General features: G+C 45.8%; 16 protein-coding genes. 13 read left to right on the top strand and 3 right to left on the bottom strand.

The annotated features are described in order from the left end of the window. The first annotated feature begins 11 nt into the window (after positions 1–11). The 8 genes from J7623_RS21385 to J7623_RS21350 all read left to right on the top strand — a co-directional run bounded on the left by J7623_RS21385 (position 12) and on the right by J7623_RS21350 (position 8,991). Positions 12–1,001, top strand: a complete 990-nt coding sequence (locus J7623_RS21385; RefSeq protein ID WP_291924207.1) for an HlyD family secretion protein — start codon at positions 12–14, stop codon at positions 999–1,001. Beyond that, positions 998–2,170 carry an ABC transporter permease gene (locus J7623_RS21380; RefSeq protein WP_291924206.1) on the top strand — a complete coding sequence of 391 codons (1,173 nt, stop codon included), beginning with the start codon at positions 998–1,000 and terminating at the stop codon, positions 2,168–2,170. Before J7623_RS21385 ends, J7623_RS21380 begins: the two co-directional genes overlap by 4 nt. Then, positions 2,163–3,338, top strand: a complete 1,176-nt coding sequence (locus J7623_RS21375) for an ABC transporter permease (RefSeq protein WP_291924205.1) — start codon at positions 2,163–2,165, stop codon at positions 3,336–3,338. The genes J7623_RS21380 and J7623_RS21375 overlap by 8 nt, the downstream gene beginning before the upstream one ends. Before the next feature lie 3 nt (positions 3,339–3,341). Then, positions 3,342–4,709, top strand: coding sequence for an exonuclease domain-containing protein (locus tag J7623_RS21370; protein ID WP_291924204.1), 1,368 nt, complete (start codon positions 3,342–3,344; stop codon positions 4,707–4,709). A 170-nt stretch (positions 4,710–4,879) separates the two neighbouring features. After that, on the top strand, positions 4,880–5,809 hold the full coding sequence (locus J7623_RS21365) for a phosphoribosylaminoimidazolesuccinocarboxamide synthase (protein ID WP_291924203.1): 930 nt from the start codon (positions 4,880–4,882) through the stop codon (positions 5,807–5,809). 58 nt (positions 5,810–5,867) lie between these two features. Beyond that, positions 5,868–6,443, top strand: a complete 576-nt coding sequence (locus tag J7623_RS21360; protein WP_291924200.1) for a DcrB-related protein — start codon at positions 5,868–5,870, stop codon at positions 6,441–6,443. Positions 6,444–6,602: 159 nt separating this feature from the next. Then, positions 6,603–8,399 carry an ABC transporter ATP-binding protein gene (locus J7623_RS21355; RefSeq protein ID WP_291924199.1) on the top strand — a complete coding sequence of 599 codons (1,797 nt, stop codon included), beginning with the start codon at positions 6,603–6,605 and terminating at the stop codon, positions 8,397–8,399. 157 nt (positions 8,400–8,556) lie between these two features. Beyond that, entirely contained in the window at positions 8,557–8,991 is a 435-nt protein-coding gene (locus J7623_RS21350) for a DUF3276 family protein (RefSeq protein ID WP_291924197.1), read from the top strand. Between the two features lie 194 nt (positions 8,992–9,185). Here the strand turns inward: J7623_RS21350 and pgi are convergent, their stop codons facing one another. After that, positions 9,186–10,841, bottom strand: a complete 1,656-nt coding sequence (gene pgi / locus J7623_RS21345; protein ID WP_291924196.1) for a glucose-6-phosphate isomerase — start codon at positions 10,839–10,841, stop codon at positions 9,186–9,188. Positions 10,842–10,885: 44 nt separating this feature from the next. Continuing rightward, positions 10,886–11,689 carry a hypothetical protein gene (locus J7623_RS21340; RefSeq protein WP_291924194.1) on the bottom strand — a complete coding sequence of 268 codons (804 nt, stop codon included), beginning with the start codon at positions 11,687–11,689 and terminating at the stop codon, positions 10,886–10,888. Between the two features lie 135 nt (positions 11,690–11,824). On the opposite strand from J7623_RS21340, the gene prfB reads away from it, so the two are divergent. From prfB to J7623_RS21325, 3 genes are all read left to right on the top strand, one after another. Beyond that, positions 11,825–12,920 (top strand): peptide chain release factor 2 gene (gene prfB / locus J7623_RS21335; RefSeq protein WP_291924192.1). Its coding sequence is split into 2 segments (ribosomal slippage): positions 11,825–11,884 and positions 11,886–12,920, totalling 1,095 coding nucleotides; the frame shifts between segments, so codons are not numbered across the junction. 160 nt (positions 12,921–13,080) lie between these two features. Beyond that, the gene (pruA, locus tag J7623_RS21330) at positions 13,081–14,712 is read left to right on the top strand and encodes an L-glutamate gamma-semialdehyde dehydrogenase (protein ID WP_291924190.1); all 1,632 of its coding nucleotides are present in this window, start codon (positions 13,081–13,083) and stop codon (positions 14,710–14,712) included. 79 nt (positions 14,713–14,791) lie between these two features. Beyond that, entirely contained in the window at positions 14,792–15,175 is a 384-nt protein-coding gene (locus J7623_RS21325) for a hypothetical protein (protein ID WP_291924188.1), read from the top strand. Positions 15,176–15,408: 233 nt separating this feature from the next. Here the strand turns inward: J7623_RS21325 and J7623_RS21320 are convergent, their stop codons facing one another. Next, positions 15,409–15,927 carry a peroxiredoxin gene (locus tag J7623_RS21320; RefSeq protein WP_291924186.1) on the bottom strand — a complete coding sequence of 173 codons (519 nt, stop codon included), beginning with the start codon at positions 15,925–15,927 and terminating at the stop codon, positions 15,409–15,411. 191 nt (positions 15,928–16,118) lie between these two features. Here J7623_RS21320 and pyrR point away from each other — a divergent pair, with 191 nt between their 5' ends. Together pyrR and J7623_RS21310 are read left to right on the top strand one after the other, a co-directional pair. Further along, a complete protein-coding gene (pyrR, locus tag J7623_RS21315) occupies positions 16,119–16,649 on the top strand; it encodes a bifunctional pyr operon transcriptional regulator/uracil phosphoribosyltransferase PyrR (RefSeq protein WP_291924184.1) in 531 nt (176 codons plus the stop codon). A 51-nt stretch (positions 16,650–16,700) separates the two neighbouring features. Beyond that, the gene (locus tag J7623_RS21310; protein ID WP_291924181.1) at positions 16,701–17,630 is read left to right on the top strand and encodes an aspartate carbamoyltransferase catalytic subunit; all 930 of its coding nucleotides are present in this window, start codon (positions 16,701–16,703) and stop codon (positions 17,628–17,630) included. Positions 17,631–17,674: the final 44 nt, after the last annotated feature.

The following is a 17,674-nucleotide window of genomic DNA, read 5'->3' as shown; positions in this document are numbered from 1 at the left end:
CAGCATCATTCATGAAAGGCATATTCAAAAATTATTGGGCGCTGCTGATCCCCATTGCCATATTAATTATTGCGCTGTTCTTTTTTGTGAAGAAGCCGGCAACAGCAGATAAGTCGGTGATCGGGATGGTAGATGCAGACTATGTAGACGTAGCCGCTGAATTTCCCGGCCGGCTCGATAGTCTTTTAGTCAAGCAGGGAGATACCATCCGCAAAGGACAACTGCTGGGCGTACTCAGATCTACCGAAATAAATGCGATCCGCAATCAGGCGGAAGCAGCCATCGACGCCGCAAAAGGACAACTCACGCTGTTACAGAAAGGTGCCCGCCCGGAAGCCATCAAAGCCGCAGATAATCTTTATAACATCACCCAACGCCAGTATGAGCTGATGCAGAAAACCTATCAGCGCATGCAAAACCTGTTTGATGATGATGTGATTTCCGGCCAGGAAAAAGATCTCGTTTATTTTAAACTACAGGCCGCCAAAAAAGAAATGGAAACCGCCAAACTGAATATGGATATGTTGCAGCAAGGCAGCAGGCCGGAGTTGATTACTACCGCTGAAGCGATTGTACGCCAGGCGCAGCAGGGGTATGAACTCACCAAAGCCTTATCGGACAACACCTACATTCATGCTCCCTCAGATGGCATCATCACTTCCATGGTCATTGAAGAAGGCGAAATTGTAGCCATCGGATACCCGCTGATGACCATACAGAAACCAGCTACCTATCACATCACTTATAATATCCGGCAGGATGATATGAAAGATTTTCCCCCCGGCAGCAGGTTTACGATGAGGGTACCAGGCTGCGACCCGGAAAACTTTGAAGCAGAAGTAGCCAAAGTGGCGCCGTCGCTCACTTTTGCCAACTGGGTACCCGTGAAGGAAACCGGCAAATTTGAACTGCGCACGTTTACGGTCGATCTGAAACCCATTAACCAGGCAGCCATTAAAGGGCTACGCCCTGGCATGACAGCCTCCATGACCCTGCCATGATGCTACGTGCCATTACTCATATCACCCTCCGGGAATGGAAGCGGATTCTCACGCTACCAGAGCATTACGTGGTACTGCTGATATTGCCTGCACTGGTATGTTTTCTATATGGCTATATCTATAAAAACCAGTTTGCGCGCGACTTGCCTGTGGCTATCTGGGATGAGTCCAACTCGCCCTTGTCGAGGCAGTTTACCTTTATGCTGGAACAAACCGAAAGCATTCATATCACACAACAGGTACACAACGAAGCGGCGATAGAGGAGATGATGCAGCGGGGCGTTCTCCAGGGCGCCATTCATTTCCCCGCCCGCATGGATGATCATATTAAAAGCCATCAACCGGTATATATTACGTTGTATACCAATGGCGCATCCGTGGTAACGGCGAAACTGATTTATAAAGATGCCGCCAAAGTGTTGATTACGGCTGGTTCCGGCGTGGTGCTGCAGAAGTTCGTCAAAACAGGTATGCCGGCAGGAAAGGCCATGGCACTGGTGCAGCCCATCAAACTAACTTCTTATCTTTTATATAATCCACAGTTCAGTTACCTGCAGTACCTGGTGCCAGGCCTGATTGCAGTAGCGCTGCAAATGATGATCATCATGGTAACTATATTGGCCATTAACCTCGAAGGGAAGCGGGGCACGCTGACAGAACTGAATAATATTGCGAACGGCTCGGCCTCCAATGTATTGCTGGGAAAAGGATTGGCGTATCTGGGTGTCAGTTGGCTGCATTATATCCTGGTAACATGTATTGTATACCCTGTTTTCGCCAGCGGCCGTATCGGCGGGTCCTGGGCGCTGTTTACCCTTTTTAGCCTGCTCATTATTGCCTGTATCAGCATTGGCTTTATGGTGTCGGCAATAGTGAGTGATGTGATGGTGGCCTGTGACCTGGGACTGTTTTATACTTCACCCGCCTTTGTATTCAGTGGCTTTACTTTTCCCCGCTGGGCCATGCCCTGGTACGATCAGTATTATGCATGGCTGATGCCTTTCACGCCTTTCCTGGATGGATTCTTTAAAGTGTATTTTATGGAATTGCCATTGCATTATGTACATAAAGAAATAGGGCAGCTTTTCATTTATATCCTTGTCACCTTCCCGGTGGCCTTGCTATTCCTGCAACGCAGGTTGAATAAACTATCATTGGTGCATGCGTGACTTTTTTTATCATATTACCCGGTTGTTCCTGAGGGAAGTTAAGCTGGTGGCTAAAGACCATAGTCTCCTGCTTACCTTGCTGATAGCGCCGCTCCTGTATGCTTTTTTCTATGGCAGTATATATAGTTATAAGGTAGAAGAAAAAGTAACCCTGGCCGTGGCGGATGATGATAAGAGCGAATTATCCCGCACCTTCCTGCAGCAGCTGGCCAAAATGCAGATAGTTGACCTGGTGGGAGTGGTAGGTCTGAAAGATGCACAAGAGAAAATGTACTACGGCGATTGCCAGGGCTATCTCTATATTCCCGATGGCGTGCAAAAGAAAGTATTGGCTTTACAGCAGGGGGATATAGTACTGGCCGTGAATGCCGCGCGCTTCCTGCCTTCCAGCGAGTTGGCCGGCGCCATTACTACATTGGCCCTCACGGTGGGAGCGGGCGTGCGTCTGAAATACAACGAAATGCAGGGGCTGAATACCCAGATGGCGATGCGGGAAACCCAACCTGTAAACCTGGACTACCGGCCTATGTATAATTCTCGTTCCAGTTACGGCGCCTTCCTGCTACCAGGTTTGCTGGCCCTGATATTACAGCAGACTTTACTGATAGGGCTGTCCGAAAGTATGGCGCTTGACAAGGAAAGATTAAAGGTGCCGGAATTAATTAATATGGGTGGTGGTAGCTTGTCAGCTACCTTGTGGGGCAAAGGCCTTTTTTACATGGTGTTGTTTTGCTGCTATGCCTTCTTCTTCATGACAGTAAATTTTACAACCCTGAACATTCCCTTCCGGGGCCATGTGATCGACATCGTGGTAGCGTTTGGCTGTTTCTTTTTTACCCTCATTCCCCTTGGGATGTGGCTGGGCACTATGTTTCCCGGTCAGTTGATGGCAGCTCAGATGATGGTTTTTTCCACCTACCCGGTGTTCCTGATTGCCGGTTATGCGTGGCCATACGATTCCTTGCCGGTGCCGTTGCAGTGGTTATCATCAATGGTACCCACCACGCCATTTCTCCGGATCTATGAGTCTGTAGTGCAAACCGGCGGTACTATTGCTGATAATGTACCGTCTGTGCTGCATTTGCTGGCATTGTCCGCCTTTTATACCTTGCTGGCATTGCTTGGATTAAGGCGCTTGCATAAGCAACAACAATCCCTATCTTTGTAACGGATGTATGCAATTGTAGATATAGAAACAACAGGCGGCCATGCCAGCGCTAATGGCATTACGGAAATCGCCGTTTTCTTGTATGACGGAAAGGAAATCACGCAACATTACCAGACATTGGTAAACCCCGGTATCCCCATTCCTTATTACATTGAATCACTCACGGGTATCAGTAACAGTATGGTAGCAACGGCACCGCCCTTTGAGGCGATAGCTCCACTGTTGTACGACTTGTTGAAGGACCGCATTTTTGTAGCGCATAACGTTAACTTCGATTATTCCTTTATCAAACACCAGTTGGGCAATGTGGGGCTGGACCTGCAATGCAAAAAGCTTTGTACGGTACGATTGGGACGGAAAATATTTCCCGGTCTGAAATCCTACAGCCTGGGTAACATCTGCCGGCATTTCGGCATCCCCGTTAATGGCCGTCACCGCGCCGGCGGCGATGCAGAAGCCACTACAAAGCTTTTCGGCCTGTTACTGGCCAATGATAAAGAAAAACACATTGCAGCTGCCCTAAAGGTGGGATCCAAAGAACAGTTCCTGCCGCCTAACCTGCCACCGGAACAGGTTAAGTCGCTGCCAGACCGGCCCGGCGTATATTATTTCCACGATCAGAAAGGAAAAATTGTATACGTAGGCAAGGCGAAAGACCTGAAGAAGCGTGTCAACAGCCACTTTACAGGGCACAGTACCAGTCGTCAGCGGCAAAATTTCCTGAGAACTATTTATAGCATTACCCATCAGGAAACAGCTACGGAGCTGATGGCCTGTATCCTGGAATCTGTGGAAATCAAGCGCCTGTGGCCTGTTTTCAACTATTCACAGAAAAGGGTGGAGTTCCGCTACGGCTTCTACCTGTTTGAAGACCAGCAGGGTTATCTCCGGCTGGCCATCGAGAAAAAGCGCAAATATTCGCACCCTGTACACAGCTTTAACCTGCTCATCGACGGACATCGGCTGCTACGCTCACTGATTAAGGAGTTTGAGCTATGTCCTAAATTATGCTTCCTGCAAAAGGGGAGTGGCACCTGCGCCGGCGTTACTGCGGCCACCTGTAAAGGCGCGTGTGAAAAAGCAGAAGCCCCGGCTACCTACAACGAGCGTATGAAAGCGGCGGTAGCTTTCCTGCAGGAACAGCAGCCCTCTGTAATCATTGTAGACAAAGGCCGCCACCCGGAAGAAAAGAGCTGCATCCTGATGGAGAAAGGCCGCTTTTATGGTATGGGCTATATCCCTGCCAACATTGATACTTCGGAGGTCGAACAGTTCCGGGAATACCTGACGCCTTACGCGGAAAATGAAGTGATCATTGGGTTACTTCGGCCTTATGCCAGCAACAGCCGGCAGTTGACAAATGTTGGCTGAGCAGCCAGCAGCAAAAGGCAGGCATCTCCCTAAACAAAAAATTAAATCAGTATAATCAGTTTAATCCTGATCAAGAAAAAAAATCGCACAATCGCTGAAATTCAGGTGATTCCTAATTACTTTTGCACCTCGTAACAGTGATTTACTTCTTTAATTATTAATTTTTATTCATGTTAGAGTCAAATTTCAAATTGCCAGGTCAAACTGCCTTTTACAAAGGAAAAGTACGTGATGTTTACACCATTGATGACAGGCTGATGGTAATGGTAGTAAGTGATCGTATCTCTGCATTTGACGTAGTACTGCCGCGCCCGATTCCTTTCAAAGGTCAGGTGCTGAACCAGGTGGCTGCTATTATGCTGGAAGCCACTAAGGATATTATACCTAACTGGGTAAAATCATCTCCGTTGCCCAACGTCACCATCGGTTTGAAATGCGAAACTTTCCCGGTAGAAATGGTGGTACGTGGTAACCTCACCGGTCACGCCTGGAGAACCTATAAATCAGGTCAGCGTGTATTGTGCGGCGTTACGATGCCTGAAGGAATGAAAGAAAACGACTTCTTCCCTGAACCAATTATTACCCCTACCACCAAAGCGCATGAAGGACATGACGAGGACATTTCCCGTGATGAAATCATTGCACAAGGCCTGGTAAGCAAAGAAGACTACGAACAACTGGAAAAATATACCCTTGCTTTATTCCAGAGAGGTAAGGAAATGGCGAAAGCCCGTGGCCTGATCCTGGTGGATACCAAATATGAGTTCGGAAAAATCGGTGATACCATTTACGTAATTGACGAAATCCATACACCGGATTCTTCCCGTTACTTCTATGCAGAAGGCTACGAAGAAAATCAAAAAAATGGTACCCAGCAGAAACAACTCAGTAAAGAGTTCGTTCGCGAATGGCTGATGGCTAACGGTTTCCAGGGTAAAGAAGGACAACAGGTACCTGAAATGACAGACGAATTTGTAAACAGTGTAAGCGAGCGTTACATCGAGCTGTTTGAAAATATTACCGGTCAAAAATTTGTGAAAGAAGAAGTTGCGGCTGCGGATGCAGAATCCAAAATTATAGCTGCACTGAAAAGTTTATAATCATTCTAACTGCTCTGGTAGCTTTCTGCCGGAGCAGTTTTTATCCCTTTTGTGCACGATGAAAATACAATTGATCTCCGCGGCAGTTTGTTTGTTAAGCATGGGCGCCTGTAATAACGGCACCAAATCTCCCAAAGAACTAAGTAGCGCTGAAATACTGGAGCAGGCTGGAAAAGCGCCTGGTATGAATGCTGGTAACGGCACCTTTTCTGTACAAACACCCGAAGGCTGGAGTAAAAAAGATACTGTTATCAGCCGGGTGGAATATACCTTTATGATGGCTCCTGTGCAGCCAGGAAGCGCGTTTCAGGCCAACGTAAATATTATTACCCAGGAGTTGAAAAGTGGCTCTTCGTTAGATAAGTACATGGCCACTACCCAACAGGAAATGCAAAATTATTTCGACGGCTATCAGCAACTGGCAGACGGGGAACGTACGGTGACAGATGTGAAAGCTAAATGGCTGAAATGCCAGTATACACACAGGGAAACCGGTACTAAACTGAATATCATTGTTACTGTGCTGGTGAAACACAACATAGTGTACGCCATTACCATGACAACCCTCGCCGATGAACTGGAAAAATATGCACCACAACTGGATGGAATACTGAATTCCTTCGTGGCAAAGTAAAGCAGAAAGCATAAAGCCGAAAGCATAAAGCTATTGTAGCGATTGAAAAGCGCGAATAATAATTCAATACTCGCTTGTATCAATCGCTACAATAGCTTTATGCTTTCGGCTTTATGCTTTCTGCTAAATTCCATATTTTTGTCAGCAAATTGACAACTATTGAAACACCTGGCCGCACTTAATAAATATTTTCTCTCCAATAAATGGCGCCTGATTCTCGGATTGTTGTTTACCGCGATATCTATTGTATTCAGCGTTTTTCAACCCATTATGGTCAGGCAGATCTTTGACCTGCTTTCTCATAACATCGATGAATACAGGCTTTTGAGTGATACCTCGCTCAAAGGCTTATTCCGCGCAGACTTTACACATGTACTCGCATTTTATGGTGTGAGCATTCTGCTCTTTGCACTGCTTAGTGGCTTCTTTCTTTTTCTGCAAAGACAAACACTGATTGTAATGAGCCGCCACATTGAATACGATCTGAAGAATGAAATATACCAGCACTACCAGAAGCTGGACCTGAATTTCTTTAAGATGCATCGTACCGGCGACCTCATGAGCCGTATAACGGAAGATGTATCACGGGTACGTATGTACGTAGGCCCTGCCATTATGTATGCTTCCCGCACCTTGTTTCTCATCGTTATTATTGTGTACCTGATGTTACAGGTGAACCCGTTGTTGACGCTGTATACATTGTCGCCGCTGCCTTTCCTGGCACTAACGATTTACTATGTGAACAGGATTATTCACCGTAAAAGTGAAAGGATACAATCGCAGTTATCGAATATTACATCTATTGCGCAGGAGTCTTACAGTGGTATCCGCGTTATTAAATCATATATCCAGGAAGAAGCCAGCGCACGACATTTCGAGGAAGCGAGTGAAGCATACAAACAAAGCTCTATCAGCCTGGCAAAAACAGATGCACTGTTTCAGCCAACGATGGCGCTGATGATTGGACTGAGCGTAATACTCACCATCTTCATCGGCGGTATACAGGTGATACATGGCAACATTACCGTGGGCAACCTCGCAGAGTTCGTGATTTACGTCAACATGCTGATGTTTCCTTTCTTCTCCATCGGTATGGTAGCAGCAATGATTCAACGTGCCGCCGCCTCACAACAACGTCTAAACGAATTTTTACAACAGGAGCCGACCATTAAGGATCTGCCTGGTGCCAAAGCCGCGAAACTGCAAGGTGGCGTGCGATTGGAAAATGTAACGTTCACTTATCCGCATACCGGTATCACTGCCATCAGCAACTTTAACCTGGATATTGCACCCGGGCAAAAGGTGGCGATCATTGGTCGTACCGGCTCTGGTAAGAGCACGCTGGCACAACTGCTTATCCGTATGTACGACCCGCAGAAAGGCAAAGTGATGGTAGATAACCTGGATGTCAGGCAGCTGGAACTGTCCAGTTTACGTGGCCAGATCAGCTATGTGCCACAGGACGTATTCCTGTTTTCAGACAGTATTGCCAATAACATTCGTTTTGGTGATCCTTCCGCGAGCCTGGAAACGGTGCAAACCGCCGCCAGACAGGCTTCAGTAGAAAAAGATATCCTCGGCTTCAGTGAAGGCTTTGATACGGAAATAGGAGAGCGGGGTGTAACGCTGAGCGGTGGACAGAAACAACGTATTTCCATCGCCCGGGCATTGATCAAGAACCCGGATATCCTCATTTTCGACGACTGCTTATCGGCCGTGGATGCCCGTACAGAGAAGGAAATCATTGGCAACCTGTATGCCTATCTGAAAAACAAAACAGCCATCATTATTACCCATCGCATTTTTGCGTTATTTGAGTTTGATAAAATCATTGTACTGGACGAAGGAAAGATAGTAGAGCAGGGCACGCATAGCGATTTATTATCATTGAATGGTTATTACGCAGATCTGTATACCCGTCAGCAATCCGGTGAAGAGGAAAGTGTAACTGAGTAGCAATCATGTGCTTGTATATCCCCTACGGAGGCCGGTTACACGCTGGTTTTATGATTTTTCAAAATCATTTAAAAATATTTTGATATTTGTAAAACAATAGTATATTTGTTTCTTATTGTAACAGGATTTGATTCGTTAACACTTAAATCTATCAACTGTGGCGTACGAAAACAACAATCAACAGGAAAGAAACAATGATAGCATCTTTTCTAAACGATTGAAAGCGGGCAAAAGAAGAACGTACTTCTTTGATGTAAAGACCACTCGGGGAAACGACTATTTTCTTACTATAACAGAAAGTAAGAAACGTTTTAATGACAATGGTTATGACAGGCACAAGGTATTCCTGTACAAGGAAGACTTCAACAAGTTCCTGAACGCACTGACCGAAACCATCAACTATGTGAAAACAGAATTGATGCCCGATTTCGACTTCGATGCGTACAACCATGATTATGTGCAGGAAGAACAGGACGAAGCAGATGCAGACGGTGCGGAAGTACGCACTTCAGCTGTAGCTGAAGTAGTTCCTGTAGAGGCGTCAGTAGCTGCGCCAGCTTCACACAGCTCAGATGAGGTAGACAAATGGTAAGATTTTTTACTCAATTTTTTTACTTAAAATAATTGTCAACCCCCGGATTTCTCCGGGGGTTCTTTTTTAAGGTAAAAGCATAAAGCGGAAAGCTAAAAGCTATTGTAGCGAATGATTGGAGCAGATGAGTAATTCATACTCGCCCTAATCATTCGCTACAATAGCTTTTAGCTTTCCGCTTTATGCTTTTTGCCTTACGCAGTGCGCATTGTCTTCCACGCATTAATCAGCCCGTTCGTGCTGGCATCGTGGTTCAATATCACATTGTTATTTTCCAGCTCCGGCAGTATTTTGCTGGCCAGTTGTTTGCCCAGTTCTACGCCCCATTGGTCAAAGCTGTAGATGTTCCAGATGACTCCCTGTACGAAGATCTTATGTTCGTATAGGGCTATCAGTGAGCCCAGTGAACGAGGGGTGATTTTCTTCACCAAGAAGGAGTTGGTAGGACGGTTACCGCTGAATATTTTCGATGGTACAATCTTCGCCAGCTCTTCTGCAGAGGCGCCAGACTTCTCCAGTTCTGCACGTACTTCGGCTTCTGTTTTACCATTCATCAGGGCTTCTGTTTGCGCAAAGAAGTTGGATAACAACTTCACATGATGATCACCGATCGGGTTGTGGCTGATGGCAGGTGCGATAAAATCGCAGGGGATGATACGGGTACCCTGGTGAATGAGTTGGTAGAAAGCGTGCTGTCCGTTAGTACCTGGTTCACCCCAGACAATAGGACCGGTTTCATAACTAACGTTATGGCCTGTACGATCTGCCGTTTTACCATTGCTTTCCATATTACCTTGCTGGAAATAAGCTGCAAAACGGTGCATGTATTGGTCGTATGGAAGAATGGCTTCAGTAGCGCTGCCAAAGAAGTTACCATACCAAAGACCGATGAGCGCCATGATGGCCGGAATGTTTTGTTCCAGCGGTGTTTGAGAGAAGTGATTATCTACCACGTGTGCGCCTTCCAGTAACTCGGTGAAATTGTCGAAGCCAATGGTGAGGGCAATTGACAGGCCGATAGCGGACCATAAAGAATAACGGCCACCTACCCAGTCCCAGAATTCAAACATGTTTTGAGGATCGATACCAAAAGCGGTTACTGCTTTTTCATTGGTAGATAAAGCGGCAAAATGTTTGGCGATGAATTTTTCATCTGCTGCATGTTCCAGGAACCAGCTACGGGCAGTGTGCGCGTTGGTCATGGTTTCCTGCGTGGTAAACGTTTTGGAAGCAATCAGGAAAAGGGTTTCATCCGGTGTGATTTTCTTCAGTGTTTCGGCGATGTGTGTACCGTCTACATTGGAAACGAAGTAGGTTTGGATATTAGGCTTCCAGTAAGGTTTCAGCGCTTCTGTTACCATTACCGGACCCAGGTCGGAACCACCGATGCCGATGTTTACAATATAACGTATAGGCTTGCCCGTGTATCCTTTCCATTCCCCGGAATGAATCTGCCGGCAGATGTGATCCATTTTGTTCAGTACTGCTTTTACATCTGGCATTACATCACGGCCATCCAGCATCACTGGTTTGTCGGAAGTATTGCGTAAGGCCGTATGCAGTACGGCGCGGTTTTCGGTGACGTTGATTTTCTCTGCACCAAACATTGCCCTGATAGCATCTGGTACCCCACATTCATTAGCCAGGCCTAATAAGAGGTTACGGGTATCTTCAGTAATAATATTCTTGGAATAATCGAAAAGGATGTCTTCAAACTGCAGTGAGAATTGACTAAAGCGCTCTTTATTCTCCATAAACAAGGCACGCATATGTACCTTTTTCATTTCTTCAGCGTGTTTCTTTAAAGCATCCCACGATTTGGTGGTAGTTGGATTGGTAGATGGAAACATAGTAGTGTATATATTAAATGCGCGTCAAAAATAATCTTTTAGACTCAGGATTTCTGTTTCCTGTAGAATTGCCAGGAAATTGTGATGGCAATAAGGCCGATGGCGATGATGCAACTATGTACAATGGCATTCTCTTCCAGTATATCCGCTCCCTTTCTTTTCACAAGGATACCATAGAAAGCCCATACACTAACAAGTGCGTATACGATATTGTTGCGAAGCAATACCATGGCTATGCTGGACAGGGTACCCAGTCCAATCATGCCGATGGTCCAGCGGATTTGGGTGTGCAGGTTGCCTTCCCAGCCGGCATATACCAGCAGCGTAGTAACATTGGCCAGGGCCGCAATGGCCAGCCAGCCCAGGTACAGGCTGAAAGGAAAATGGATAAGCCATCTTTCCGCTACAGTAGCTGTTGTCATGCCTATGCGAAAGTTAACCTGAATAATCACCAGGGAAATGAGCAGCATAAACATAATGACTACACTAACAGGGATCAGGCGGTAGTGCCAGGCAAAAAGCCAGCAGGCGTTGGCCACAGCGGAAATGAGAAACCATTCCTTCATTTTTTGCATGAGCTGTGATAATGCGTCCGGATGTTTATTGGAGAAGGCCAGCCAGAGCTGGTAAATGATAAATGCACCAATAGAAAGATAGATCAACCCCCAGATCAAAAATGTAAAACCCGCCGGTGCGAAAAGATTGGGATACTCGGCTGAAATCTGGGCAGTGGTTTTGCCATTGATAGGAAGTGTTACCGCCAATACATTGACTGTCACCATGAGGATATAACCAAGTGTATTAAAGATAGATTTGTTCTTAAAAATGAGGGTTTCATGGCTGACCATAATGAATAAACACTTTTTGTAATATTAGCGACATGGTTACCGCGTTATTGCGCAAATATTATGCTAAAATGGACAAGTAAAACAAATGTAGCCGACATTAGCAGATATCTGTATTTTTACATACATTTGCCAGCTATGACAGCTGAGCAACTTAAAGCTATGAGGGACCGTTTATATGTCCTGGGAGGTTTTCTTTAACGTACCTGACCGATTAGCTAAAATAGAAAACGACAAACAACTAAGCCTGGCGCCCGGTTTCTGGGATGACAACGTCAGAGCAACTTCGATTCTGAAGGAAATTAAGGTAAACAAATATTGGGTGGACCTTTACGATCAGGTGAACGCGGCTATCGATGATAGTGCGGTACTGAACGATTTTTTCAAAGAAGGAGAAGCTTCCGAGGAAGAAGTAGAACAGGCGTATGGTGCTGCAGTACTGGCTTTGGACGACCTGGAATTTAAATCTACTTTAAACCAGCCGGAAGATGAAATGCCTGCAGTACTCACCATTAACTCCGGTGCAGGTGGCACGGAAAGCCAGGATTGGGCCGAAATGCTGCTGCGTATGTACCGCATGTATGGAGAGAAACAAGGTTGGAAGGTATCAGAAATTGATACACAATATGGAGATGGTGCCGGGATTAAATCCGCTACACTGGAATTTGATGGCGACTTTGCTTATGGTCACCTCAAAGCAGAAAGCGGGGTACACCGACTGGTACGTATTTCTCCATTCGACTCCAATGCACGCCGGCATACCTCTTTCGCCTCCGTATATGTATATCCGTTAGTAGACAATACTATCGAGATTGCTGTCAACCCTGCAGACCTGGAATGGGAATTCTATCGTTCCGGTGGTAAAGGTGGACAGAACGTAAACAAGGTGGAAACTGCCGTGCGTTTAAAGCACATCCCTTCCGGAATCATCATCGAATGTCAGCAGGCCCGTACACAAGGAGAGAACCGCGAAAAGGCACTCACCATGTTAAAGTCGCGCCTGTATGAAGAAGAGATCCGTAAAAGAGAAGAGCTGAAAAATGCAGCCAACGCCAACAAACGCAAAATCGAATGGGGCTCACAGATCAGGTCATACGTATTCCATCCGTATAAAATGATCAAAGACCACCGTACCGATTTTGAAGTAGGTAACGTAGGGCCTGTAATGGACGGCGATCTGAACGGATTTATCAAGGCTTACCTGATGATGCAGAAGGAAGAGGACAATAATTAATAAGGATCTACTAATTATTATTAAGTCAGAAGGCTTTGTAACCATTAATTTTGCTGCGGAAACAAAACACGTAGTCATTTGTTTATTTGGTTGTTTACAGTCGGGGTGTTTTCACCAGGCCTGTAAATAGCCAAATAAACAAATATAAAATCAGGTTACAATGAATACAGGATACTTTGAATACGCAGCACCAGCCAATGAGCCTGTGTTATCTTATGCGCCAGGTTCCGCTGAAAGAATTGCCCTAAAGAAACAACTAGCCGCATTTAAGGGAGAAGTAGCTGATATACCCATGTACATCGGCGGTGAAGAAATCCGTACCGGTAAAACGGTAGATCTGCGCCCTCCGCATGAAATCAAACACAAATTAGGTCATTTCCATATGGGTGACGCCACCCACGTTAAAGCCGCTATCAAAGCTGCTTTGGAAGCCCGTGAAAAATGGGCCAATATGGATTGGGAACAACGCGCCGGCATCTTCTTACGCGCTGCTGAACTCCTCGCTACCAAATATCGCTATCATATCAACGCTGCTACCATGCTCGGTCAAAGCAAAAATGCTTTCCAGGCAGAAATTGACAGTGCTTGTGAACTGATAGACTTCCTCCGCTACAACGTACACTTCCTGAGCGAGATTTACCGCCAGCAGCCTGTATGTGCGCCAGGCATCCACAACCGCGTAGAATACCGTCCCCTGGAAGGTTTCGTACTCGCTGTTACACCTTTTAACTTTACCGCTATTGCCGGCAACCTGCCTACTTCCGCCGCCATGTGTGGTAACGTTGTAGTGTGGAAACCCGCCAACACACAGGTATTTGCGGCTCAGATCATCATGAAAGTGCTGATGGAAGCAGGATTACCAGCCGGTGTTATCAACCTGGTATATGCAGGTGGTCCATTGATCGGCGACATCTGCTTCGCAGATCCTCATTTCGCAGGTATCCACTTCACCGGTTCTACCGGCGTATTCCAGACTATGTGGAAAACGATCGGCGAAAATATTCACAAATACAAAGCCTACCCACGCATCGTAGGGGAAACAGGTGGTAAAGACTTCGTGCTCATTCACAAATCAGCCGATGTAGATATTGCTGTTACCGCCTTAGCCCGCGGCGCTTTCGAATACCAGGGCCAGAAATGCTCTGCTGCCTCCCGTGCATACATACCAAACAATCTTGCTGACGATATAAAATCAAAATTAGTTGCCGAACTGAAAACCATGAAAATGGGTACCACAGAAGATTTCAGCAACTTCATCAATGCAGTAATCGATGAGCGCTCTTTCGATAAAATTGCGCAATACATTGACAATGCGAAGAAAGATCCTTCCGTAAAAATTATTGCGGGTGGTAACTACAACAAAACAGAAGGTTATTTCATTGAACCTACCGTCATTGAAACCACCGATCCCAAGTATGTTACCATGTGCGAGGAAATCTTCGGCCCTGTGCTGACGATCCACGTATACGAAGCAGATAAGTTTGAGGAAATCATGCAGGTAGTAGATACCACTTCAGAATACGCATTAACCGGTGCCGTTATTGCACAGGACCGTTATGCAGTGGAACTGGCTACCCGCAAACTGGTGAACAGTGCAGGTAACTTCTATATCAACGATAAACCAACCGGCGCAGTAGTAGGCCAGCAGCCATTTGGCGGTGCCCGTGCTTCCGGTACAAACGATAAAGCCGGCTCTATGCTGAACCTCTACCGTTGGTTGAGTGCAAGAAGTATCAAAGAAACTTTTGTACCTGCTACCGATTACCGGTATCCGTTCCTGAAAGAAGCTTAGTAAATGTTCATGATTTATATGTAGGCGGTGGATGTATATCCATCGCCTTTTTTGTACCTTGCACCCTCATTTTAGCATCATGGAAACTACGCAGGCAGAGATAATTGAAACTTACTTCTCAGAATACCATAAACAACGCCGGGTGGCCGACCTCGAGCAGCGACTCATTGCCGGCGGTACACCTCAGCCCGAAGCCAGTATAGCAGCTGCCAGGGGCTTTGATCAGTATTTCGGTAAACAGATGCGTACAACCGGTATCAAAGCCGGTGTTTTCCTTATCGTAGCATTTATATTCCTGATCCGCGTGATTACACTCACCAACCGGGAAGAAGGCAGTTTCATGCAGGTATCGTTTTCCCTTGCACTGGTAGCCTTTGCGCTGGTACGCGGCCTGATATGGGGTATACAATTGTTTGCCCTGAAAGAAGAAATTAACTCGTTTAAAGATTTAAGACGTTTATAGTATTGTTGCTATCCCGTCTTGAGCTAATCCCGGGATAAGTTAAATAACACCTCCCCAAAATATCACTCCGCAAATACTATTACCGGTTCTCGTATATCCTTTCCCGTAGGAGGGAAATATGTTGTGGCAATATTTACTGAAGATGACCACATGGTTTGGCAGACAGCGCCTTCACTACCTGGCGGATCACTACCTCAGGTAAAATAATGGAAGAGCATCATGCGGTGAACTAGTTATTGCATTTTTTTCAGGGCAGCCAGCGCTTCTGTGACGTGTTTCTCGCCATCGCGCAGGGAGTTAAACTCATGCACCACAATGCCTCTTTTATCCACGATATAGGTTACGCGACCGGGTATCACAAACGTTTTAGGCACACCAAACAATTTACGCACTTCATTTTTAGGATCACTTAACAGCGTAAACGGAAGGTTGTGATGCGTCGCAAAACTTTTATGAGAAGCCACACCATCTGAACTGATACCAATTACCATCGCGCCATACTGCTGGAAATCCTGGAAAGAGTCACGGAAGGAACAAGCTTCTTTGGTGCATACACTGGTTTCATCTTTCGGATAAAAATAAATCACCAGTGGTTGTTTCCCCAAAACAGTAGTTACATCAAAGGTTTTTCCATTTTGGTCCTGTAGAGAAAAGGCGGGTATTTTATCACCTGTTTTAATTTGAGCGTCTGCGTTGGTACCCCAGAGCTGGAAGAAAGCGGCCATAGCTATTATTGACTTAAGGAGATTCATATCATAAATATAAGCTAAAAGCAGAAAGCTGAAAGCAAAAAGCTATTGACAAAATCCGCTTCGATCATCCGCTTTAATAGCTTTTTGCTTTCAGCTTTCTGCTTTTAGCACCTCAAAATCAGCTATTTCTCACAATCAGCTTTTTATCTGTTGCATTTAATCATTATTTTTGGCACCTAAAACGTTGTGTTTTGAAAACCATACTAAACGGCAAGCAGATGGCTATCACGATAGACAGGCTTTGTCACCAGTTGATAGAAAATCATTTACAGTTTGAGCAAACGGTGCTGATAGGACTGCAACCCAGGGGGATTTATTTATCTGGCAGAATTCACCAGACCTTATTGAAATTGGTACCAGGCGCGCATATTGACTACGGTAAACTGGATATCACCTTTTACCGGGACGACTTTAATCAAAGCAAAACGTTACATGTACCCAGCGAAACAAGCATTGATTTTTCTATAGAAAATAAAAAGGTAGTGTTGATAGATGACGTATTGTATACCGGTCGCACCATCCGGTCGGCCCTGGATGCAATGCTGGATTTCGGCCGGCCTGCTTCGGTAGAGCTGCTTACGCTGATCGACAGACGATTCAGCAGACAGTTACCTATTCAGCCGGACTATACCGGACGGACTATAGACGCCCTCATTTCCCAGAAAGTAAGGGTATTATGGAACGAAAGAGATGGTAATGACGAAGTAATTCTAATTGACTAATATGAATCCGGATTTCAGAATTCAGATTTCACCCTTTATATTTGCACATTAATGTCACTTTCTGTAAAACACTTACTCGGAATTCGCGATCTGCAGCGCCAGGATATAGAGCTTATTTTTCAAACAGCCGACCAGTTTAAGGAGGTTTTACAAAGGCCTATTAAAAAGGTTCCTACGCTTCGCGATACAACTATTGTTAATTTATTTTTTGAGAATTCTACCCGCACACGCATCTCTTTTGAGTTAGCGGAAAAGCGGCTGGGTGCAGATACGGTTAACTTTTCTGCTTCCGGCTCCTCCGTATCCAAAGGGGAAACGCTGATTGATACGGTGAACAACATCCTGTCCATGAAAGTGGATATGGTGGTGATGCGCCACTCCGCCAGCGGCGCACCGCACTTCCTGGCCAAGCACATCAACGTGCCTATCCTCAATGCAGGTGATGGTATCAATGAACATCCCACCCAGGCACTGCTGGATGCCTTCTCTATCCGCGAAAGACTGGGTAGCGTAGAAGGTAAAAAGATCGCCATCTGCGGAGATATTATGCACTCCAGGGTAGCTCTCTCCAATATTTACTGCCTTAAAAAACTGGGCGCTGAGGTAACAGTAGTAGGCCCGCCTACACTGATCCCTAAATACATGGCCGCTGCACTTGGTGTAAATGTGAGCTATGATATCCGGGAAGCGCTGCAATGGTGCGATGTAGCCAACGTGTTGCGTATTCAACTGGAAAGACAAAACACGCCTTTATTCTCTTCCCTCCGGGAATATTCCCTTGCTTACGGTGTAAACCGTCAGCTCCTGGATAGCCTGAATAAAGAAATTGTCATTATGCACCCCGGGCCCATTAACCGCGGGGTAGAAATAAATTCGGATGTGGCAGATTCAGGTCAGTCCATCATCCTCGACCAGGTAGAAAATGGTGTGGCAGTTCGTATGGCTGCGCTGTACCTGCTGGCAGGAAAGAAATCGGAGTAGTATATTCTTTTATAAAGATAAAAAAGGACAAAGGGAAGATAGAA

Source organism: Chitinophaga sp., from assembly GCF_017745275.1.
In the GTDB taxonomy this organism is placed as follows: domain Bacteria; phylum Bacteroidota; class Bacteroidia; order Chitinophagales; family Chitinophagaceae; genus Chitinophaga.
This window is presented reverse-complemented; position numbering and strand designations above follow the sequence as displayed.